This window comes from Phenylobacterium sp., from assembly GCF_004799395.1.
GTDB lineage: Bacteria > Pseudomonadota > Alphaproteobacteria > Caulobacterales > Caulobacteraceae > Phenylobacterium.
Genome location: NZ_SSMZ01000204.1, coordinates 1 through 20152 on the forward strand (window position 1 = coordinate 1; position 20152 = coordinate 20152).

Below are 20152 nucleotides of genomic sequence, written 5' to 3' on the forward strand. Positions count from 1 at the left end.
CCTTCGCCCACCACCGCGAGCACCCGACCAACCTGTTCTACGAGAAGCGCCTGGAGGCGTGAGATATCTTGATCCGGGCGGTCAACGGTCTGGAAGCCAATATCACTTAGGCTGCGGGCATGAGATTGGCGGCAAGACCCCTTCTGGCGGCGGCGGCGGCGCTGGCCTGCAGCCTCGCGCCGGGGCAGGCGGCTCTGGCCGCCCACCGCGCCGCGCCTGAGCCCGCGCCGCAGATGATCGCGGTGGTCAGCGCCGACGACGAAGCCGAGAAGGTCAATCCCGGCCGCCATCGCCGCCACGTGGCCGAGGCCGCTGCGCCGGACGACTTCAGGACGCTGATGGACCAGGTGTTCGGCGAGGGCCGCTGGCGTCAGACCAGCGGCTTCCGGACGGTGGCCCAGGAGAACGCCCTGCGCCGGGCCGGGGCCGGAACCGTGCCGGCCGGACGCCTGTCCCGCCACTCCCTCGGCGACCTTGAGGCGCCAGGGGCCTACGACGCGGTGGTGCCTGGTCTCTCGCCGGCCAGCGCCGCGGCAAGGCTGAAACGCGCCGGCGCGCCTTTCAAGGTGGCCGCCGAAGGACCCCACGGCCACCAAGGCCCGCACCTGCACATCGAACTGGTCAGCCCGGCCCCGCGCGGCGCGGCGAACGTCGCCGAGAACTGAGGTCCCGATCGCCTAACGGCGGTCGTCGAATTGTGGCTTCATTACCAGGGCGCAACAAAAACGGTTTTTGACGTCCCTGATAAAATTGACAGGGTAAGCGGCGCAGGCGCGGATGTTTGGAGCGGAGACCGGCTCCAGGCCGCCCTCGGGCGGTCGTAGAATCGCTGGCGCGCATATTCCGTGCGCGGACATCCGCTCCAAGGGGGAACCATGAAAAAACAATACATGGGCGCGAGCCTAGTCGTGCTGTCTGCGCTGCTGTCGTCTCAAGCTCTCGCCGCCGATCCAGCCAGCCAGGTTTCGGAAGTGATCGTCACCGGCACCCGCGTCACCGGCGTGAAAGCCGAGGACAGCGCCGCCCCGGTCCAAGTCGTCGGCGCCCTGGCGCTGAAGCGCGTGGGCCAGCCCGACCTGATCCAGGCGCTCTCTCAGAACCTGCCGTCGTTCAACGCCGAAGGCTATGGCGCCGACACCGCGGCGCTCACGCTGTCGGCGGCGCTGCGCGGCCTGAACCCGAACGACACCCTGGTCCTGGTGAACGGCAAGCGCCGCCACCCGACCGCCAACCTGCACGTCGATCCGAGTTCGTTCCAGGGCGCGGCGACGGCCGACCTGAGCTTCATCCCGGTGGCCGCGATCGACCACGTCGAGGTGCTGACTGACGGCGCGGCGGCGCAATACGGTTCCGACGCCATCGCCGGGGTGGTGAACATCATCCTCAAGGACGCCAACCACGGTGGCGCGGCGAGCATCACAGGCGGCCAGTACTACGAGGGCGACGGGGACACCGGCGCCTGGTCGCTGAACAAGGGCTTCGAGCTCGGCGACAAGGGATTCCTGAACACCACGGTCGAGCAGCGCTATCACGGCTTCAGCCGCCAGGGCGGCGCCGATCGCCGGGTCTTCAACCTGAACGGCACCCTGGCTCCGGGCGACAGCGCCATCGACGTGGCCGGCCTGCCCGGCGCGACGGGCTCGCCCAACGTCAACAACATCTATGGCGACACCCAGTCCGACACCTATGACGGCTTCTACAACGCCGGCTATGACCTGGGCGGCGGAGTCGAGGCCTACAGCACCGGCAGCTACGGGCACCGCAAGGCCTCGGCGTTCGAAAACTATCGCCTGCCAAGCAAGGTGACCCGTACGGTCAATGGCGTCACGACCGTGCCCTTCCCGAACGGCTTCTCGCCGCGCGAACAGCTCGTGGAGGACGACTATAGCTTCACCGGCGGTATTCGCGGGGTGGTCGCCGACTGGAACTGGGACCTTTCGACCACCTATGGACGCGACAAGGACGACATCTCCACCATCAACTCCGCCAACGCCTCGCTCTACGCCGACACCGGCCAGACGCCGCGCAACTTCTTCGACGGGACCTTTGCGGCTTCGGAGTGGACCACGACCCTCGATATCGACCGCGCGTTCGACGTCGGCATGGCGGCGCCGCTAAACGTGGCCCTGGGCGCCGAGAACCGGCAAAGCAAGTTCACCATCGGCCAGGGCGATCCGCTGTCGACCTACAAGGAAGGCGGCCAATCCTATCCCGGCTTCCAGGCGACCGACGCGGCGACCCACACCCGGACCAACTATGCCGGGTACGCCGACGTCGCCCTGACGCCGATCAGCCAGCTGAAGGTCGATGTGGCCGGACGCTACGAACACTACAACGACTTCGGCGACACCACGGTCGGGAAGCTCACCGCCCGCTATGATTTCACCCCGGCCTTCGCGCTGCGCGGCACCATCAGCGACGGCTTCCGCGCCCCGACCCTGGCGGAGGAATACTATTCGGCCACCAACGTGGCGCCGACCTTCGCGGTGGTGCAGCTGCCCGCCAACTCGCCGGCCGCACATCTGGCGGGCTTTCCGAACCTGAAGCCGGAAAAGTCGACGAACTACAGCGTCGGCTTCGTCAGCCATCCGGTCGAAGGCCTGCAGCTGACCTTCGACGCCTATGAGATCGACATCCGCAACCGGATCGTGGCCACCGGCACCTTGCTCGGCCTGAACAACGGGGCTGTGGTCTCACAGGGTGTGCTGAACGCGATCGCTGCGCACGGCAACGTCCTCGATCCGGGGGTGACCTATGTGGGGATCAGCGTCTTCACGAACGGCGCCAACACCCGCACAGACGGCGCGGAGTTCACCGGCAACTATGCCTCGGACTTCGGTGAGATGGGCCACGTGGATTGGTCGGTGGGCGTCAACTACAACAAGACGACGATCACCAAACAGAACGCCCTGCCGGCGGCGGTGACCTCCGTGGCGATCGGCCAGACCGTCCTGCTCGGCGCCAACGCTGTCGACACACTGACTACTGCGGTGCCGCGGGAGAAGGTGGTGCTGGGCGCCTATTGGACGCTCGGCAAATGGAGCGCGAACCTGCGCGACACGGTCTTCGGCGAAAGCTCGGAGCGCTACAGCCTGGACGGCACCGGCAACAACGGGGTCAGGACCACGATCCCGGTCACCAGCATCACCGACCTGGAAGTCGACTATGCGATCCGCGACGACCTGAAGCTGGCGATGGGGGCCAACAACCTCTTCAACCACCGCCCACCGTCCATGCCGAATGTCCCCAACGGCGCCGGCGGCGTACGGCCGGCCGACGGCAACAACGTCTACGGCGAGCCGCTGCAGTACTCCCCGTTCGGAATCAACGGCGGCTACTACTACGGCCGACTGACCTTCACGTTCTGATCGAGCGAGGCGATCGGCGGGCCGGGGAGAAGCCTCGGTCCGCCGTGATGCCTCGACCCGCCGCCTATTGTGATGCGCCGCCCGCCGGCGTCACCGCCAAGTCACCCTTCCGCGGCCCCGCCTTCACGGCCCAGCCCGGCTTCAGCGTCAGGGTCCAGCCCTTGCCCTTCAGGCCAGATGCCTCGACGCCGACCGCCGAGACGCTTAGCGTCTTCTCGTCCTTGGCCATCAGGGCGCCGTCCTCGACCTCGATCACGCCCCATTCGTCGATCAGCCGCAGCGTCGGGTAGACCGTGCCGAGGTCGCCCAGGGCCTGCAGGGTCTGCGGATTGAACGAATAGTTCATGTGCTTCAACGGCACGATCAGGACCGGGCCGTCGACGAGCTTGGCCTGGTTGGCGGCGGCGCGGACCTTCATGGCTTCATCGCGTTTCAGCTCGCCGGCGCGCAGGGACTTGTCAGGGTCGTAGATCTTGGCGCGATCGGCCGCGACATCGGGCTCGGAATCCGGCAGGCGCATCGCCGTGCGAAGGAGCTGATCGAGGCTCCGCCCCGAGGCGAGTTTGCTCCGCCAAGCCGGATCGGCGCGGTCCAGAAGCAGCCCGTAGGCTGGCCCCGTCGCATAGGCGAAGGAGCGCACGAAGGTGGCGTCGGGGATATAGGGCCTGAGGTCGCCGATCGCATAAGCGATGCGGGCCTGCGGGGTCGCCAGGCCCAGGCGCACGCCGGTGTACTCGGCGACGCCCTCGATCAGCTCCAGCGCATTCTCATCCGCCGCGGCGTGGGGGAAGCGGGCGTAGCGGGCGGTTCGGAAGAGCAGAGCGTCGGCGATGGCGGCTTTGCGGGCGGCAGGGCTGGGGGCGCCCAGGGCCTTGGCCAGCGCGCGCCATTCGAGCTGCAGGAGGTAGCGTCCCTCGAGCGTGTCGAGATGGGCGTTGTCGCCGGCCTTCGGCGTGGCGATGGGAAGACCCGGCTGGATGCGGTGGAAGAGCTCATGGGCGATCATCACCTGGCGCTTGTCCGCCTCGTCCGGGATCAGCGGCGAGACCAGCTCGGTCCAGTGGGTCCCAGACCAGTCCATGGGGCTGTTGGCGATGTTGTCGGCCTTGGGCAGGATGCCGGTGAAGAGCCCGCTCGACAGCTTCAGCACGCCGCCGGCGTCGGCCTGGTTGGCGGTGAGCGCGCGGTCGGCCGGCTCGACGATCAGGATCGGGCCGCAAAGCGACTTGCCCCACAGCATGCCGTGGTCGCGTTCGCAGATCGTCTTGGCCTCGTCGAAGACGAGCGTGGCCTTGGCCGGTTCGATGGCGCGGGCCGGGGCGGCGAGGGCGAAGGCGGCGAGCAGGACGAGGCTGGCGCTGGCGCGCCGGAGCGGCATGGGCATGGGTCAAGATTGGAGACGCTGCGGCGCCTGCGCAAGTCGCTAGCGATTCCCGAACGGATAGAGGGTCAGCAGCGTCATGCGGCTGTTCACCGGGAAACGGCGGATGATCAGGCCGCGGCCCCTGCCCTTGCCGGACTGGATGTCGGCTGCCGCCTGCCGGACGTCGCGCAGGTCGTTCATCTTCATCCAGGGCGCCTGGGCCGGCGCGTCGTTGCGGCAGCAATGGGCTCCGTAGATCGTCGTGTCGGCGGGGATCGTGGCAAGCAGGCGGTCGGCGGTCGAGACGTAGGCCGAAAGGCTGGAGTCCGGCATGAAGGCGTAGAGGGTGGTGGTGTAGATCAGGTCGCCGGTGAACAGCAGTTTCGCCGCCGGGTCGTGGATCGAGACCGAAGTGGCGGTGTGGCCGGGGGTCGAGAGCACCTGAACCTGGCGCCCGCCCAGGTCGATGACGCCGTCGGGCTTCACCCATTTTGTGACCGGGAACACCGGCGGGCCGCCGGCTTGGCCCAGGTGCATGAACTGGTAGCGGCTCAGGTGGAAACGTCCCTCGTGGAAGCTGGCTCGGGTCTGGGGCAGATCGATCAGGGCGACGTCGGCGAAGTGGCGCAGGCCGTTGGTGTGGTCGAAATGCAGGTGGGTGGGGATCACGGTCACCGGCAGGCTGGTCAGGCCGGCCAGCACCGGGCGCATGTCCCGCGTCGTCGACCCGGCGTCGATCAGGAGGGCGCGGGTCTTGCCGACCAGCAGGTATTCGTAGTTGTCGGGATCGTTTTGCGGCTCGCCGATGGCCCAGGTCGCCGGCGCGATCTGCTGCACGCGCCAATAGCCCTCCGCCACGGTTCCGGCGGCCGGGCCGGGGCGGGCGTCGTAACCGGCCTGCGAGGGTGGGGCCGTCAACTGGCGCAGCCACGCCGGCCCCATGAAGGCCTCGGCGTAGAGGATTGGCGCGAAGGCCAGCGCCAGCCCGATCAGGACGGCCAGGACCGCCGCAGCGACCGACGCACCCTTCCACAGCTTCATGGCCCGAATCCCCCGTCTCGACGCCCTAGAGTGTCGGATCGGCGCCCACCTGCACCAGCATCTTGCCGAAGTTGCCGCCGCTCAGCATCTCGGCGAAGGCCGCAGGGATGGTCTCCAGTCCCTGGCGGATGTCCTCGCGGTATCTGACCTGGCCGGCGGCGACCCACGGGCCCATCTGGGCCAGGAATTCGTCGTGGTGATCCTTCACGTAGTCGCCGACGAAGAGGTCGCGGACGGTGACGCGGCGGTCGGTGAAGATAGGCTCGCCCTTGGCCATCAGGGCGGCGCGGGCGTCGGCGCCGTCCGGGTCGCCGTACGACGAGATCAGGCCGCAGATGGTCATCCGTGCGCCCGGGTTGAACAGCGGCAGGACGGCGTCGAAGACGGCCCCGCCGACATTCTCGAAATAGACGTCGACGCCGGCCGGGCAGGCGGCCTTCAGGTCGGCGGCGAAGGTCGGGCTGAGGTGCGAGACGCAAGCGTCGAAGCCCAGCTCTTCCGTCACGAAGCGGCACTTCTCCGGCTTGCCGGCGATCCCAACCACGCGGGCGCCCTTCAGCCGGGCGAGCTGGCCCGCGATCTGTCCGACGCCGCCGGAGGCCGCCGAGACAACGGCTGTGTCGCCCGGTGTCGGCTCGCATTGCAGGACCATGCCGGCATAGGCAGTGAGGCCCAGCATCCCCAGCACGCCCACGGCCTGGGAGATGCGGCCCTGAGCGGGATCCAGCTTGCGGGGGATCATGTAGCTGGGCCGCGGTACGTCTTCGCCCATCAACCCCATCTCCGCCCAGCCGTTGGTGTTGAAGACGAAGTCGCCGGCGGCGAGCCCGTCCATGCGGCTTTCCACCACCTGGCTGACAGTGCGGGCATGGCAGGGCGCGCCGGTCGCTTCAACGCCGCGCTTCTTGTAGCCCCACTGATAGGGATCGAGGGAGACGTAGATGGTCCGCGTCAGGGCTTGGCCGGGGCCAGGGGTGGGCGCCTCCGCCTCGCGCAGTTTGAACGTGTCGGGCTGCGGCCAGGCGGGCAGAGGCGCGGTCGAGCGGGTCCAGTAGCGGTAGGTGGGCATGGGCCCCCTCTTACGTCCGCGCGCCGCGGCCGCCTAGGCGGCCACCATACGGATCCTGGCCGGCAGGAACCGCGGGTTGCGTAGCAGGGCGGCGCTGACCAAGGCGATGACGAGGCCAACGGGGAAGATTTCCAGGAAGGTCTCCGGCAGGCGGTGGAGCGGATTGGCGTACTGGCGGCGCATGGTTTCGGCCTCCGCGACGGCTTTGGCGTAGGCCGCGCCGGTGACGCCGGCGGCGCGCTTGGCCGACAGCATGGAGGCCACGTACTTGTCCATAAAGCTGTAGTGGGTGGCGGCCAGATAGACCTCCCAGATGAGCACGTAGGCGACCGACGCCACCAGCGCGATGCCGAGCCCGACCATCAGGGCGGTGCGAAACCTTATCACCCCGCCCAGCGCCTGGTCGCGGTGCTGGCGCACACCCACCAGGATCGAGGACAGCGCCACGAGCATGATCAGATAACCCAGCCACAGGCTGGCGCCGCCGTGGTCGCCGACGGTGAACATCGTGAACATGATGCCGAGGATGATGACGAGCCCCGAGATCAGGCCGTAGGTGAGGATGATGCGGATCACGGCTTTGGCTCCCAGCTGGATCGCCGGGAGTCTGGGGGAGGCAGGGGGCGGATGGTATCGCCCGAATGGGTGAATTCGTGGGTCTGGTCCATTCGGCCGGCCGCCGGTCAGGGGATCAGCTGCAGGTCGCGGGCCCTGGCGATGGCCTGGGTGCGGCGGGCGACCTCCAGCTTGGCGAAGAGGTTGGCCAGGTGGGTCTTCACGGTGTTGGGCGACAGACCCAGCGAGCGGGCGATCTCCTTGTTGGAGAGGCCCGCGGACAGACGCTCCAGCACCTTCATCTCCTGGCCGGTGAGGCCGAGGGAGGCCTGTGCGGCGGTGTTGCGGGCGAAGGGGCCGCTTGCCGAGCGCGCGCTCAGCCGCCAGCCCAGCCAGACGCCGCCGACGGCGAACGCCGTGCCGATCAGGCCCACGTAGATCTCGAAGGAGAACCGCCGGGCCAGGTATTGAAACTCCAGCCACTGAAGCGCGAAGGCTCCCGCGGCGAGGACCAGGGCCCAGATCAGGATGGTTCGCGTCATCGCCACGATGGTGCGTGATCCTGGGCGGCGGTCAACAGGCTCTGGAAACCTGTGTTCGCATCCCGACACAGCCTCGCGCGTTAGGACCGGCGAGAGACCACAGATCGGAACCTGACGATGCGCAACATGCTTGCCCTGAGCGCCCTGGCGGCGCTCATTTCCTTGCCGATGATCGCCGGGCCCACCAGCGCCAACGCCTCATGCGAGCAGCGCAAGAACACCGGCACGCTGCTCGGTGGCGTCGGCGGGGCGTTGATCGGCAACTCGATCTCCAAGGGGGCCGGCGGGGCGATTATTGGCGGCCTGGGCGGCGCAGTGGTCGGCCATGAGATCGCCAAGAGCGGCTGCGGCTCCTATCGCCATGCCTACTACCGCGGACGCCGGGCGCCCTATTCGACGGCGCAATACGGCGGGCCCACGCGCAGGATCTACTACGACCAATACGGCAACGCCGTGCTTCCGCCCGCGCCGACCTACAACCGCTGAGCCCGCGCGTCCGACATCCACCCCTCCACGAGGTCTGATCCATGAAGCGCTTCGCCGCCGCCGCCGTGCTGACCCTAGCCGCCCTGAGCCTTGGAGCCTGCGAGGAACGCCACGAGATGGCCGCCAATCCCAAGCTCTGCGTAGACTTCAAGCAGACCAAAGCGGCTCCGATCGTCGCCGGCGCGGAGGGCGCCGCGCCGGTCGAGGAGTGCGTGAAGCGCTGGGCCTATAGCCTTGCAGGCTCGCGGGACCCAGCCGATACGGTGGCGCAGGCCGCGGTGGCCGCCTGCAACGTCCAGCTGTCCCGCTGGAACCAGCAGACGCTGAGCCAGCCAGGCTCCGACGTCGAGGCCGCCAGCGTGATCACCGGCCAGCCGACCACCCCGCTGGCCGAACACAGCGCCTACGCGAGCGGGCGAGCGCTGCTCTACGTGGTGCAGGCCCGCGCCGGCGCCTGCGCGCCGCCGCCGATCACCAACGGCGTCCCTGACGGGATCAGCTAGCCTTCGGGCCTATTGCGACGCGCCGCGCGCCTCGACGGGCGCGATCTCCACCAGGACATCGCCCCTGACCATGTGGATGATGTCGTAGCGATCGAGCGTCGGGTCGATGTGGCCGGGCGCGAAGTCGACGCGCTCGCCGCGGGCGACCAAGGCGCCGTCCGGACGCCTCAGGCGGCCATGCTCGTCGCCGAAGTAGCCATAGGTTGAAGCGGAGAATTTCGGCGTCAGCGGGACGGGCAGGGGGCCATCTGTGGAGAAGGCCTTCAGGCCGCCGTCGACGGTCACCCAGTCTGGGTGGTTGGCGGTGATCACCGTGGTGGCGATGACCAGGCTCTGTTCGAAGGCGCCGTCGGGATCGTCCTGCAGGGCCTCGCGGTAGTCACGGTCCATGAAGGGATAGGAACCGGGCTGGACCTCGGTCAGCACGCCTTGCGCGGCGTCGGCGGCGAAGGAGCCGGTGCCGCCGCCGGTCACCACGCCGATCTTGGCCCCCGCCGCTCGCAAGGCCGCGATCACGCTGGTCAGGTAGGCCATGCCGTCGGCGACGGCCGCGGCGCGGGCGTTGGCGCCGGCGATGTGCTGCCAGTGGCCGCCGTAGCACTGCACGCCGAGGAACGTCAGGTTCGGTTGGGCGGCGATGGTGTGGAACACCTCGACCGCCTGGGCGGCGTCGTGGACGCCGGTGCGGCCCATCCCGGGGTCGACATCGATCAGCACCTGGATCGGGCTTTGCGCGGCGGCTCCGAGTTCGGCCGCGCCGTCGGAGTGGTCGACGACGATGCGGAAGTCAGCGACGGTCTGGGCGAGGGCCGCGGCCCGCTCGGCCTGGCCCGCGCCGGCAATGGGCGAGGTGACGAGGATGGCGTCTACGCCCGCGGCGGCCATGGCCTCGGCTTCCGCCAGCTTGGCGCAGCAGATCCCGACCGCGCCGGCTTCGATCTGGCGATGGGCGATGGCGGAGGTCTTGTGGGACTTGGAATGTGGGCGCAGGGCCAGGCCGGCGGCCTTGGCGCGCGCCGCCATCTTGGCGATGTTGCGCTCGAAGGCGTCGAGGTCGAGGACCGCGGCGGGAGTCGGGATCTGGGCCCGGGAGCCAGGCTGGCCGATCAGGGCGGTGTCGGCGGGACGGTTGGACATCAGGCTCCCATATATCTGGGCATCCAGCCTTCGTGAGCGCCGCGGAGCGCCTCCAGGCTGAAGCTGAAAAGACCGGGCCGCGCCAGATCATCGCCGCCGGCTTCGCCGACCACGCGGGCCGGGACATCGCTGACCTCGGCGGCGGCGAGCAAGGCTGAGGGCGCACTTGTGGCGACCAGATAGCGAGCCTGATCCTCGCCGAACAGCCAGGCGTGGTCGGGCGCGTCGGCGTCGGCCAGGAGCTGGGCGCCGACCTTGGAAGCCAGCGCCATCTCGGCCAAGGCGGCGATCAGGCCGCCATCAGAAAGATCATGCACTGCAGAGACCTGTCCGGACTGAATGAGATTGCGCACGAAGTCTCCGTTTTGGCGTTCGACGGCAAGGTCCACCGGCGGCGGCGCTCCGGCCTCGCGGCCTAGCACCTCGCGCAGATACATCGAGGCGCCGAGTTCGCCCACGGTCTTGCCGATCAGCACCAGGGCGTCGCCGGACTTCATTGACGAGAAATCCGCGCGTCGGCCGTAGTCGGCGATCAGGCCCACGGCGCCGACCGTGGGCGTCGGCGGAATGGCGGCGCCATTGGTCTCGTTGTAGAGGCTGACGTTGCCGCTCACGACGGGGAAGTCGAGCGCACGGCAGGCCTCCGCCATGCCTTCGATGGCGCGGACGATCTGGCCCATGATCTCCGGGCGCTCGGGATTGCCGAAGTTCAGGTTGTCGGTGATGGCGATGGGCAGCGCGCCCACGGCGGTGAGGTTTCGCCAGGCCTCGGCCACGGCCTGCTTGCCCCCTTCGTAAGGGTCGGCCTGGACATAGCGCGGCGTGACATCGGAGGTGACGGCGAGCGCCTTCTTTGACCCGTGGACCCGCACGATCCCGGCGTCCGCGCCGGTGGAACTGTCCTCCAGGGTGTCGGCCATGACGTGGCGGTCGTACTGCTCCCAGAGCCAGCGCTTGGACGCCATGTCCGGGGCGCTCATCAACTTGAGGATGGCGGCGGCGTAATCGGTCGGCGCGGGCACCTCCGCGGCGCTCAGGCGTGGTTGCGGCGCCGGCGCCGTCCAGGGGCGGTCGTAGAGCGGGGCGTCGTCGAACAGGGGCGCCAGCGGCACGTCGCAGACGGTCTCGCCCTTGTGCTTCAGCACCAGGCGGCCGGTATCGGTGGTTTGGCCGATGGTGGCCGCGTCCAGGCCCCATTTGGCGAAGATGCGCTCGCCGTCGGCCTCGCGGCCGGGCTTCAGGATGGCCAGCATCCGCTCCTGGCTCTCCGAGAGCATCATCTCATAGGCGCTCATGCCCTCTTCGCGCTGCGGCACCATGTCGAGGTCGAGCTCGACGCCGACGCCGCCTTTGCCGGCCATCTCGACCGAGGAGGAGGTGAGGCCGGCTGCGCCCATGTCCTGGATGGCGGCGACGGCGCCCGAGGCCATCAGCTCCAGCGTCGCCTCGATCAACAGCTTCTCGGCGAAGGGGTCGCCGACCTGGACTGTGGGGCGCTTTTCGTCCGAAGCGTCGTCGAACTCGGCTGAGGCCATGGTCGCGCCATGGATGCCGTCGCGGCCGGTCTTGGAGCCGAAATAGACCACCGGCAGGCCGGCGGCGGGCGCAGCCGAGTAAAAGATCTTGTCGGCGTCGGCCAGGCCCACGCACATGGCGTTGACCAGGATGTTGCCGTCGTAGCCGTGGTGGAAGTTGGTCTCGCCGGCCACCGTGGGCACGCCGACGCAGTTGCCGTAGCCGCCGATGCCCGAGACCACGCCGGCCACCAGCCGTTTGGTTTTCGGGTGGCTAGGGTCGCCGAACCGCAGGGCGTTCAAGAGCGCGATGGGTCGTGCGCCCATGGTGAAGACGTCGCGCATGATGCCGCCGACGCCGGTCGCGGCGCCCTGATAGGGCTCGATGTAAGAGGGGTGGTTGTGGCTCTCCATCTTGAAGATGCACGCCTGCCCGTCGCCGATGTCGATGACGCCCGCATTCTCGCCCGGACCGCAGATCACCTTGGGCCCGGTGGTCGGGAATTTGCCCAGATGGATCTTGCTGGATTTGTAGGAGCAGTGCTCGGACCACATCACCGAAAACACGCCCAGTTCGACGTGGTTGGGCTCGCGGTTCAGGCGCTGGACGATGACGCCGTATTCCGCGGCGCTCAGGCCGAATTCGGCGGCCGTATCGGCCATGGTCTTGGAAGGCTCAGCGCTCATGGCGGGCTTCTAGCCGGACTCGTGGGCGAGCGCGATAGGCGCCGGGCCAGCTGATGGCGCCGGCGCACGCCGCAGCTCATGAAGCGGGCTGAATTCGCGCCGCCGCCGCAACTTGGCGGCACGCGCGGTCAGAATTCACAGAACGGTGTTTCCCCTGAGAGGGGAAGATGCTTTCGCCCGCCGTTTTTGACGCTTAGCGTTTCGTTAACCTAGGGGGAGAGCCTGGACCCTCCCACCCCTAGACGGTTCCAATGGCGGGAGGTCGGACCTCCCAGAGGGGTCTGACGATGAAATTCAAGGTAATCGCCCTGGCGACCGCGGCGGCTCTGGCCGTCGGAGGTTCGGCTCATGCGGCCGCGTCCCTGGTGGCCAGCTACGGGTTCAACAGCACGCTCGCTTCGAGCGTCGGCGGACCCGCCCTCACCGCGGTCGATCCAACCGCTGGGGCGTCCTATGTCACCGATACGGTGAACGGGGTGACGCGTACGGTCTACCAGACCGCCGGCAGCACGACGCCTGCGCTGCAGGGCGGGCTGAACTTCGACGGCACGGGCCTGATCAGCAACGCCAATGGCTACTCGGTGGAACTGACCTTCGAATTCCTGACCCGCGATGGCGCATGGCGGCGAATCCTCGATAGCCTGGACCGCACCTCGGACAACGGCTTCTACGCCGATCCCAACAACGATCTCGATGTCTACCCGGTCACCGGCTCGACGGCCGGCTTCGTGGCAGACGCCTATCGCAACGTCGTCATCACCGTGGATCCCAACGCGGTGACGGACAACGTCCACGCCTACATCGACCAGGGCTCCAACCTGGTGGCGACGACTAACGTGATGAACCTCACCGAAGGCAGCCTCACCAATCCCAACGACCTCCTGGGCCTCTTCCTGGACAACACCGCGGGCGGCGGCCAGGGCGAGTGGTCGGCGGTGCGTGTGGCGACGGTCAACGTTTTCTCCGGCGTGCTGACGCAAGACCAGGCCGACGCCTTTGACGGCCAGACCTTCTCGGCCGGCGTGCCGGAGCCGACGGCATGGGCGATGATGCTCGCGGGCTTCGGCGGGCTGGGCGCGCTTTTGCGCCGACGTCGGGCGCAAGCCGCCTTCGCCTGATACGAGGCGCAAGGGTCGACGAAACGAGCCCCGGCGGCGACGTCGGGGCTTTTTCGCGTGGAGCGGAAGGAGGGGCGTCGGCCAACCTGCGCCCAATCAGGGGGCTGGGGGGGCTGTTCAGGATCCGACCGGATGCCGATCAGCCGACGAATGTTATAAACGATGGGGATGTGGCGTCGCCGGGGTCCCAATGGGGCCATTTCACGGCGTGGCCCGGTGGGCACAGGCTCAGGCGAAACCTTGCGTCTGCGGCGTCACGCCTCTTGCACGAGGCTGCGCCTTGGGCGACCACGGTTGGCAACGGCGTCTGGGTCTCCAGACGCTCGGGCTCGGGGGCCCCGCGGCGCTTCCCAGGATTTCGGTCCTGCGCGGTTCAGATGGAAGCGGCAGAGGCCGCCCGCGAGGGCGGCCTTTCTCGCACCTGGCTCGGGCATGAGGTCCGTCCGCGACCCACATTGATATGAACAACGCTCCGGCCGAAATCGGCGCGCCGGACGCGATCGAAGATCTCTTGGTTCCTGGTGCGAGGGTTGTGCTCGACGACTTCGGCGCGCTGCCCTACCGCGCCCAGCAAATCGCGGAGACGGAATGGCTCGCCAAGCGTGGAATCCCGGTGCTCGAGCTGCCGACCAGCCAAGGCTTGGCGATCTGGTGAGCCTGGCGGGCGGGCCGCCAGCAAGGCTGTCCCCGCGCGGTCCGCCACTTGGCGGCTAGGCCGGTCTGACGATTGGAACCGAGACGGCGACCGCCCCGCGCACGCTCTGCGGCTAAGACGACTGCGTCGTGTCCGGCAGGCCCAGGATGCGCTTGGAGATGATGTTGTTCTGGATTTCGGCCGAGCCGCCGTAGATCGACATCGCCTTGCCGGACAGCCAGCCGCGGACGGTCTCGATCTCCTCGCGGGTGAAGGTCTCGCCCTCCCAGCCCAGCCCTTGGGCGCCCATGATCTCGAGCGTGAGCTCGGCGCGGGTCTGGGCGACGTGGGTGGCGGAGTTCTTCAGCACCGAGGCGCCGTTGGTGGCGCCGTTGGCCTCCCGGGATTCCGCCATGACGCGGGCGAGGGTCAGCGCGTGGGTCCTGGCGTCCATCTCGTGGCGAACAAGCCGGGTCCGCAGGTCCGGGTCGGCGATGCGGCCGTCGGCGTCGACCTCGACGTAGCGTTTGGCGACCTGGCTGAGCGGGGCCTGTCGGCCACCGCCGATGGCGCCGGTCTGGCTGGCGCGTTCGTGCTGCAGGAGGCGCTTGCCCACCGTCCAGCCGACGTTCAGCTGGCCGAGCAGGGCGTCCTTGGGCGCGACGGCCTCGGTGAAGAAAGTCTCGCAGAAGGGCGAGGCGCCGGCGATCAGGGCGATGGGCCGCGTCTCGATCCCCGGCTGATGCATGTCGACCAGCATGAAGGAAATGCCGTCGTGCTTCTTTGCGCTCGGGTCTGTTCGGGTGAGCAGGCCGCACCAGTCGGAATACTGCGCCCCGCTGGTCCACGTCTTTTGGCCGTTGATGACCCAATGATCGCCGGCGTCGACCGCCTTGGTCTGCAGGGAGGCCAGGTCCGAGCCGGCGTTGGGCTCGGAATATCCGACGCACCACTGGACGTCGCCGCGGACGATGGGCGGGAGGTGCTTGGCCTTCTGGGCCTCGGTCCCGTAGTCGAGGATGGTCGGCCCGATCATGGTGATCCCCATGCCGAACATCAGGGGATTGAAGGCGCCGATCTTGGCCATCTCCTGGGCGAGGACGCGGGCCTGGGCGGGGGAGAGGCCGCCGCCGCCGTACTGCGTGGGCCACGCAGGCGTCGCCCAGCCCTTTTCGCCGATCGCCTTGCGCCAGGAGACCAAGTCCGCGCTCGCCGACGAGCGCTCGGACATGGCCAGCTGGCCCTTGCCGGACAGCGAGGCGGGGAAGTTGGCCTTCAGCCAGGCCGCCGCTTCGGCGCGGAAGTCCTCAAGCTCGATATCGGCTCCGAAGTCCGCCATGGCCGCACTCCCTGTTGATCGGCAGGCACTCTAGCCCGCGCGGCCGGCGCGGCAAGCTTGCCCATGGCGCGATCAGCTGGGCAGCGTCAGCTTCGGCGCCGGCCGGGTGTCGATCAGCTGGTCGCCGCCCAGGGTGCGGTAAAGGGTGACCAGGTTGTCGGCGCGGGTCAGGCGCGCCGAGGCCAGGGTCTGGCGCGCCGCGTAGAGGGTCCGCTGGGCTTCCAGGGTGTTCAGGAAAGGATCGACGCCCTCGCGGTAGCGGGCGGTGGCCAGGGTCAGCTCGTCCTCGGCGTCGCCGACCAGACGGTTCTGCGCGGCGAGTTGGACGTCGATTGTGCCGCGGCGGGCCAGTCCATCGGCCACCTCGCGGAAGGCGGTCTGGATCGCCTGCTGGTACTGCGCCACCGCCAGCTGGCGCTGGCCCTTGGCGAGGGACAGGTTGGCGATATTGGCGCCGCCGGCGAAGATCGTCTGGGCGGCCGAACCGGAAGCCGTCCAGTTGAAGTTCTGGCCGTTGAACAGCGCGCCGAGCGCCGGGCTCGCCGCGCCCGCGAGCACGGTCAGGTCGATGGTCGGGAAGAAATTGGCGCGCGCGGCCCCGATCTGGGCGTTGGCGGCGCGCAGCCTGTACTCGGCGGCCACCACGTCTGGACGGCGCAACAGGATCCGCGAGTCGAGGCCCGCCGGAACTTCCGCCAGGGAGCCGTCGACGCTCTCGATCGAGGCTGGAAGGTCGGTGTCTGCCACCTTCGCGCCGACCAGCAGCTCCAGGGCGTTGCGGTCCTGGGCGACGATGGTGGTCAGGTTGGCCACGTCGGAGTTGGCCTGCTCCAGAACGGTCTGGGCCAGGCGCAGATCGGTGCGCGGAGCCACGCCGCCGGACAGTCGCGCCTGGGTCAGGTCGACCGTCTTGCTGGCGCTGGCGACGGTGTCCTTGGCGATCGCAAGCAGGCTGCGATCGGTAGCGAGCGTCAGGTAGGCGTCGGCGACCTCGGCCACGAGGGTCAGGCGCGCCTGGTGCACCCCGGCCTCGCTGGCGAAATACTGGCCCTGCGCCGCGTGGGTCAGCGAGCGGATGCGGCCGAAGAGGTCGAGCTCGAAGGCGCTGAAGCCGATGTCGGCGGTATAGGATCGAGCCGTCTCGCGAGGCGTGGTGATGACGCCGCCCGGGTTTATCACCTCGACCTTGCCGTGAGCCTCGGTGGCGCCGCCCGTGGCGTCGATGCGCGGCAGCAGCTCGGCGCGCTGCACGCGGTATTGGGCGCGGGCGATGACCACGTTGGCCATCGCCACCTGCAGGTCCTGGTTGTTGGCGATCGCGCGCACGATGATCGCCTGCAGGTGCGGGTCCTTGAAGACGTCGCGATAGCTGACCGAGGGCAAGGGGGGGGCTTGCGTGGTCGGATAGGCCTCGCCCACCGGCCAGTTCTGGGGGATGGCGGCGGTCGGGCGGACGTAATGCGGCTCAAGCGTGCAGCCGGCCAGGACGGAGCCGCTCAGTAGGACGGCGAGCAGCTTCCTCATGCCGGAGTCTCTTGCGGTGCGGCCTGGTCCGGACCGTGCGCCTCGGCTGAGTGACGGCTCTTGAAGAGCCGGCGCACCAGGACGAAGAACATCGGCACATAGAAGATCGCCAGCACCGTGGCCGTCAGCATGCCGCCGATCACCGCAGTGCCGATGGCGATCCGGCTCTGCGCGCCGGCGCCGGTGGCGATGGCCAGGGGGAAGACGCCGAAAATGAAAGCCAGGCTGGTCATCAGGATGGGGCGCAGCCGCAGGCGCGCGGCCTCGACCGCGGCCTCGAAAGCGTTTTTCCCCTCCCGCTCGGCGCCTTCGGCGAATTCGACGATCAGGATCGCGTTCTTGGCCGAAAGGCCCATGGTGGTGAGCAGGCCGACCTGGAAGTAGACGTCGTTGGTCAGGCCCCGCGCCGCGACCGCGAGCGCCGCCCCCAACAACCCAAGCGGCATCACCAGCATCACCGAGAACGGCACCGACCAGCTCTCGTAGAGGGCGGCCAGGCACAGGAAGACCACCAGGAGCGAGATGGCGTAGAGGACCGGCGCCTGCCCGCCGGACAGCCGCTCCTGATAGGACAGCCCGCTCCAGGCGACAGAGACGCCCGGCAGCTTGGCGGCGATCGCGGAGATGTGGTCCATGGCCTCGCCGGACGAGCGGCCCTCGGCGGAGTCGCCCTGGATCTCGTAGTTGGAGACCCCGTTGAAGCGGCCCAGTGTGTTGGGCGCCTGGGCCCAGCTGATCTGCGAGAAGGCTGAAAATGGCGCCATCTGGCCATTGGCCGATCGCACATACCAGGCCGCCACATCCTCCGGCACGCTGCGGTACTGCTGGTCGGCTTGGACGAAGACCCGTTTCACCCGGCCGCGGTCGACAAAGTCGTTCACGTAATCGCCCCCCAGGGCGACGGCGAGGGTCTGGTCGACCTGGGCCTGGGGAATACCCAAAGCGCCGACCTTTTCCTCGTCGATGTTGACCAGCAGTGTCGGATTGTCGTCGAGCGAGTTCTGGCGCACTCCGGTCAACACCGGGTCGTTGCGCGCCTCGGTGAGCAGTTGGTTCATCTCAGCCTTGAACTGCGCACGGCTGAGGCCGCCGGAGTTGAGCAACTCCATCGTGAAGCCGCTCGACTGGCCGAGCCCGCGCACCGGCGGTGGGTTCAGGGCGAAGAACTGCGCGTCGCGGAGCTGGCCGGCCATGGCCTTGGTGGCCCGCGCGGTGATGGCGGCGGCGGTATGGTCCTTGCCCTTGCGGTCGTCCCAGGGCGCGAAGGATATGAAGCCGCGGCCGGCGTTCTGTCCCGAGCCCTGGTTGCTCTGGCCGAGCACGGCGTAAACCGCGGTGATGTCGGCTTTTTCCTTGGTCAGGAAATACTTCTCGACCTGCTCAACCGCCGCCAGGGTGCGGGGCATGGTCGCGCCGGGCGGCAGGGTGAACTGAAGCTGCGCGGTGCCCTGGTCCTCGACGGGCAGGAAGCTGGTGGGCAAGCGCAGGAAGATCACCACCAGCACCGCGACCAGTGCGGCGTAGACGATCATGGCCAGCCGCATCTTGCCGATCACCCACTTGACCCCGCGCTGGTAGCGGTCGGCGGTCCTGTTGAACCAGGCGTTGAACTGGCCGCCGAACTTGCCGAGCATCCGGTCCAGGGCGCTGCCGCTGTGGTGTTCGGCGTTCGGACGCTTCAGCAAGGTCGCGGCGAGCGCCGGGGACAGGGTCAGGGCCACGAACACCGACAGCACCATCGACGAGACGATGGTGATCGAGAACTGGCGATAGATCACGCCCACCGAACCGCCGAAGAAGGCCATCGGCAGGAACACCGCCGACAGCACCATGGCGATGGCGATCAGGGCGGTCTGCACCTGATCCATGGACTTGATGGTGGCGTCGCGGGGCGAGATTCCGGGCTCCTCGAGCATCACCCGCTCGACGTTCTCCACGACGACGATGGCGTCGTCGACCAAAAGGCCGATGGACAGCACCAGGCCGAACAGGGTCAGCACATTGATGCTGAAATTGAAGATCGCCAGGACCCCGAAGGTGCCCAGGAGCACGACGGGCACGGCGATCGCCGGGATCAGGGTCGCCCGCCAGCTCTGCAGGAAGACGAACATGACGATGACCACCAGGACGATCGCCTCGAGCAGGGTCTGCACCACTTCGCGGACCGACAGCTTGATGAAGTCGGTGGCGTCATTGGGGAAGGCGTACTCGTAGCCGGGCGGGAAGGACTTCGCCCGCTCGGTGATCGCCGCGCGCACCAGTTCGGCGGTCTTCAGGGCGTCGGCGCCGGGAGAGAGGTTCACGGCGATGCCTGAGGCGGGGTGGCCGTTCAGGCGGCTGAGCGTCGAATAGTTCTCGCTGCCCAGCTCCACGCGGGCCACGTCGCTCATCAGCACCTTCGACCCGTCGGTCTGGGTCTTGATGATGATCTTCTTGAACTGGTCGACCGTCGTCAGGCGCGAGTGGGCGGTGACGGTGGCGTTCAGCATCTGGCTGTCGCCGGAGGGCAGGGCGCCGATCTGGCCGGCCGCGACCTGGGTGTTCTGAGCCTGGAGCGCGGCGATCACGTCCCCGGGCACCGCGCCGACGCGGGCCAGCTTGTAGGGGTCCAGCCAGATGCGCATGGCGTACTGTGCGCCGAACACGCGGAAGTCGCCGACGCCGGAGATCCGGCCGATGGGCTCCTGCAGGTTCGACACCACGTAGTCGGACACGTCGGCGCTGCTCTGCCGGTTGGACTTGTCGTAGATCGAGGCGATCAGCAGGAAGTCAGGGTTGGACTTGGCGACGACCAGGCCCTGCTGCTGCACCTCCTGCGGCATGCGCGGGATCGCCTGCTGCACCTTGTTCTGCACCTGGACCTGGGCGATGTCCGGGTTGGTGCCCTTCACGAAGGTGACGGTGACGTTGACGTTGCCTGCCGAGTCCGACGTCGACTGGAAGTAGATCAGCCCGTCGATACCTGTGAGCTGCTGCTCGATGATCTGGGTGACGCTGGCTTCCAACACCTCGGCCGAGGCGCCGGGATAGGTGGTGCGGATGTTCACCTGCGGCGGGGCGATGTCGGGGTACTGCTCAACCGAGAGCGCGCGGATCGAGCCGGCGCCGGCCAGCATGATGACGATCGCGATCACCCAGGCGAAGATCGGTCGGTCGATGAAGATGCGGGAGATCATTGCGGGCTAGCCCCGGCGCCGGTCGCCGGAATTGTCGCCGGAGCCGGGCTTGGGCTGCCGCGGCGCGGAGCCAGCCGGCACGGGATGGATCGGCTG

16 protein-coding genes are annotated in these 20152 nt (G+C 68.4%); 6 read left to right on the top strand and 10 right to left on the bottom strand.

The genetic code is table 11. From position 1 onward, the window contains the following. The first annotated feature begins 119 nt into the window (after nt 1-119). Entirely contained in the window at nt 120-665 is a 546-nt protein-coding gene (locus E8A12_RS13195; RefSeq protein WP_293369423.1) for a hypothetical protein, read from the top strand. 210 nt (nt 666-875) lie between these two features. Next, the gene (locus E8A12_RS13200) at nt 876-3368 is read left to right on the top strand and encodes a TonB-dependent receptor (RefSeq protein ID WP_293369425.1); all 2493 of its coding nucleotides are present in this window, start codon (nt 876-878) and stop codon (nt 3366-3368) included. A gap of 64 nt (nt 3369-3432) precedes the next feature. Here the strand turns inward: E8A12_RS13200 and E8A12_RS13205 are convergent, their stop codons facing one another. The 5 genes from E8A12_RS13205 to E8A12_RS13225 form a co-directional block, all read right to left on the bottom strand. Beyond that, a complete protein-coding gene (locus E8A12_RS13205; protein ID WP_293369428.1) occupies nt 3433-4752 on the bottom strand; it encodes a hypothetical protein in 1320 nt (439 codons plus the stop codon). 39 nt (nt 4753-4791) lie between these two features. Continuing rightward, nucleotides 4792-5772 (bottom strand): MBL fold metallo-hydrolase, encoded by a 981-nt coding sequence (locus E8A12_RS13210; protein ID WP_293369430.1) that lies wholly within the window; start codon nt 5770-5772, stop codon nt 4792-4794. Between the two features lie 25 nt (nt 5773-5797). Then, on the bottom strand, nt 5798-6841 hold the full coding sequence (locus E8A12_RS13215; protein ID WP_293369432.1) for an NADP-dependent oxidoreductase: 1044 nt from the start codon (nt 6839-6841) through the stop codon (nt 5798-5800). A 33-nt stretch (nt 6842-6874) separates the two neighbouring features. Then, entirely contained in the window at nt 6875-7417 is a 543-nt protein-coding gene (locus E8A12_RS13220; protein ID WP_293369434.1) for a DUF4199 domain-containing protein, read from the bottom strand. Nucleotides 7418-7524: 107 nt separating this feature from the next. Then, a complete protein-coding gene (locus E8A12_RS13225; RefSeq protein ID WP_293369455.1) occupies nt 7525-7938 on the bottom strand; it encodes a response regulator transcription factor in 414 nt (137 codons plus the stop codon). Between the two features lie 117 nt (nt 7939-8055). Between E8A12_RS13225 and E8A12_RS13230 the strand changes: the two genes are divergently transcribed. Continuing rightward, on the top strand, nt 8056-8424 hold the full coding sequence (locus tag E8A12_RS13230; protein WP_293369436.1) for a glycine zipper 2TM domain-containing protein: 369 nt from the start codon (nt 8056-8058) through the stop codon (nt 8422-8424). A gap of 41 nt (nt 8425-8465) precedes the next feature. Further along, nucleotides 8466-8927 carry a hypothetical protein gene (locus tag E8A12_RS13235; protein WP_293369438.1) on the top strand — a complete coding sequence of 154 codons (462 nt, stop codon included), beginning with the start codon at nt 8466-8468 and terminating at the stop codon, nt 8925-8927. 9 nt (nt 8928-8936) lie between these two features. Here the strand turns inward: E8A12_RS13235 and E8A12_RS13240 are convergent, their stop codons facing one another. Continuing rightward, on the bottom strand, nt 8937-10064 hold the full coding sequence (locus tag E8A12_RS13240) for an alanine racemase (protein WP_293369440.1): 1128 nt from the start codon (nt 10062-10064) through the stop codon (nt 8937-8939). Beyond that, the gene (purL, locus tag E8A12_RS13245) at nt 10064-12265 is read right to left on the bottom strand and encodes a phosphoribosylformylglycinamidine synthase subunit PurL (RefSeq protein WP_293369442.1); all 2202 of its coding nucleotides are present in this window, start codon (nt 12263-12265) and stop codon (nt 10064-10066) included. Before purL ends, E8A12_RS13240 begins: the two co-directional genes overlap by 1 nt. Nucleotides 12266-12552: 287 nt before the next feature. Between purL and E8A12_RS13250 the strand changes: the two genes are divergently transcribed. Next, entirely contained in the window at nt 12553-13383 is an 831-nt protein-coding gene (locus E8A12_RS13250) for a PEPxxWA-CTERM sorting domain-containing protein (RefSeq protein WP_293369444.1), read from the top strand. A 460-nt stretch (nt 13384-13843) separates the two neighbouring features. Next, nucleotides 13844-14038 carry a hypothetical protein gene (locus E8A12_RS13255; protein ID WP_293369446.1) on the top strand — a complete coding sequence of 65 codons (195 nt, stop codon included), beginning with the start codon at nt 13844-13846 and terminating at the stop codon, nt 14036-14038. 112 nt (nt 14039-14150) lie between these two features. On the opposite strand, the gene E8A12_RS13260 is transcribed toward E8A12_RS13255, so the two are convergent. The 3 genes from E8A12_RS13260 to E8A12_RS13270 all read right to left on the bottom strand — a co-directional run bounded on the left by E8A12_RS13260 (nt 14151) and on the right by E8A12_RS13270 (nt 20056). Continuing rightward, nucleotides 14151-15356, bottom strand: a complete 1206-nt coding sequence (locus E8A12_RS13260; RefSeq protein ID WP_293369448.1) for an acyl-CoA dehydrogenase family protein — start codon at nt 15354-15356, stop codon at nt 14151-14153. Between the two features lie 72 nt (nt 15357-15428). Next, entirely contained in the window at nt 15429-16880 is a 1452-nt protein-coding gene (locus E8A12_RS13265; protein WP_293369450.1) for an efflux transporter outer membrane subunit, read from the bottom strand. Next, on the bottom strand, nt 16877-20056 hold the full coding sequence (locus E8A12_RS13270) for an efflux RND transporter permease subunit (RefSeq protein ID WP_293369453.1): 3180 nt from the start codon (nt 20054-20056) through the stop codon (nt 16877-16879). Before E8A12_RS13270 ends, E8A12_RS13265 begins: the two co-directional genes overlap by 4 nt. Nucleotides 20057-20152 lie beyond the last annotated feature (96 nt).

Bases quoted from the DNA above. Each gene is read 5' to 3' on its own strand.
- E8A12_RS13260 (WP_293369448.1), bottom strand. From the start codon at position 15,356: ATGGCGGACTTCGGAGCCGATATCGAGCTTGAGGACTTCCGCGCCGAA.
- E8A12_RS13255 (WP_293369446.1), top strand. From the start codon at position 13,844: ATGAACAACGCTCCGGCCGAAATCGGCGCGCCGGACGCGATCGAAGAT.
- E8A12_RS13270 (WP_293369453.1), bottom strand. From the start codon at position 20,056: ATGATCTCCCGCATCTTCATCGACCGACCGATCTTCGCCTGGGTGATC.
- purL (WP_293369442.1), bottom strand. From the start codon at position 12,265: ATGAGCGCTGAGCCTTCCAAGACCATGGCCGATACGGCCGCCGAATTC.
- E8A12_RS13225 (WP_293369455.1), bottom strand. From the start codon at position 7,938: ATGACGCGAACCATCCTGATCTGGGCCCTGGTCCTCGCCGCGGGAGCC.
- E8A12_RS13265 (WP_293369450.1), bottom strand. From the start codon at position 16,880: ATGAGGAAGCTGCTCGCCGTCCTACTGAGCGGCTCCGTCCTGGCCGGC.
- E8A12_RS13230 (WP_293369436.1), top strand. From the start codon at position 8,056: ATGCGCAACATGCTTGCCCTGAGCGCCCTGGCGGCGCTCATTTCCTTG.
- E8A12_RS13205 (WP_293369428.1), bottom strand. From the start codon at position 4,752: ATGCCCATGCCGCTCCGGCGCGCCAGCGCCAGCCTCGTCCTGCTCGCC.
- E8A12_RS13235 (WP_293369438.1), top strand. From the start codon at position 8,466: ATGAAGCGCTTCGCCGCCGCCGCCGTGCTGACCCTAGCCGCCCTGAGC.
- E8A12_RS13250 (WP_293369444.1), top strand. From the start codon at position 12,553: ATGAAATTCAAGGTAATCGCCCTGGCGACCGCGGCGGCTCTGGCCGTC.
- E8A12_RS13210 (WP_293369430.1), bottom strand. From the start codon at position 5,772: ATGAAGCTGTGGAAGGGTGCGTCGGTCGCTGCGGCGGTCCTGGCCGTC.
- E8A12_RS13215 (WP_293369432.1), bottom strand. From the start codon at position 6,841: ATGCCCACCTACCGCTACTGGACCCGCTCGACCGCGCCTCTGCCCGCC.
- E8A12_RS13240 (WP_293369440.1), bottom strand. From the start codon at position 10,064: ATGTCCAACCGTCCCGCCGACACCGCCCTGATCGGCCAGCCTGGCTCC.
- E8A12_RS13200 (WP_293369425.1), top strand. From the start codon at position 876: ATGAAAAAACAATACATGGGCGCGAGCCTAGTCGTGCTGTCTGCGCTG.
- E8A12_RS13195 (WP_293369423.1), top strand. From the start codon at position 120: ATGAGATTGGCGGCAAGACCCCTTCTGGCGGCGGCGGCGGCGCTGGCC.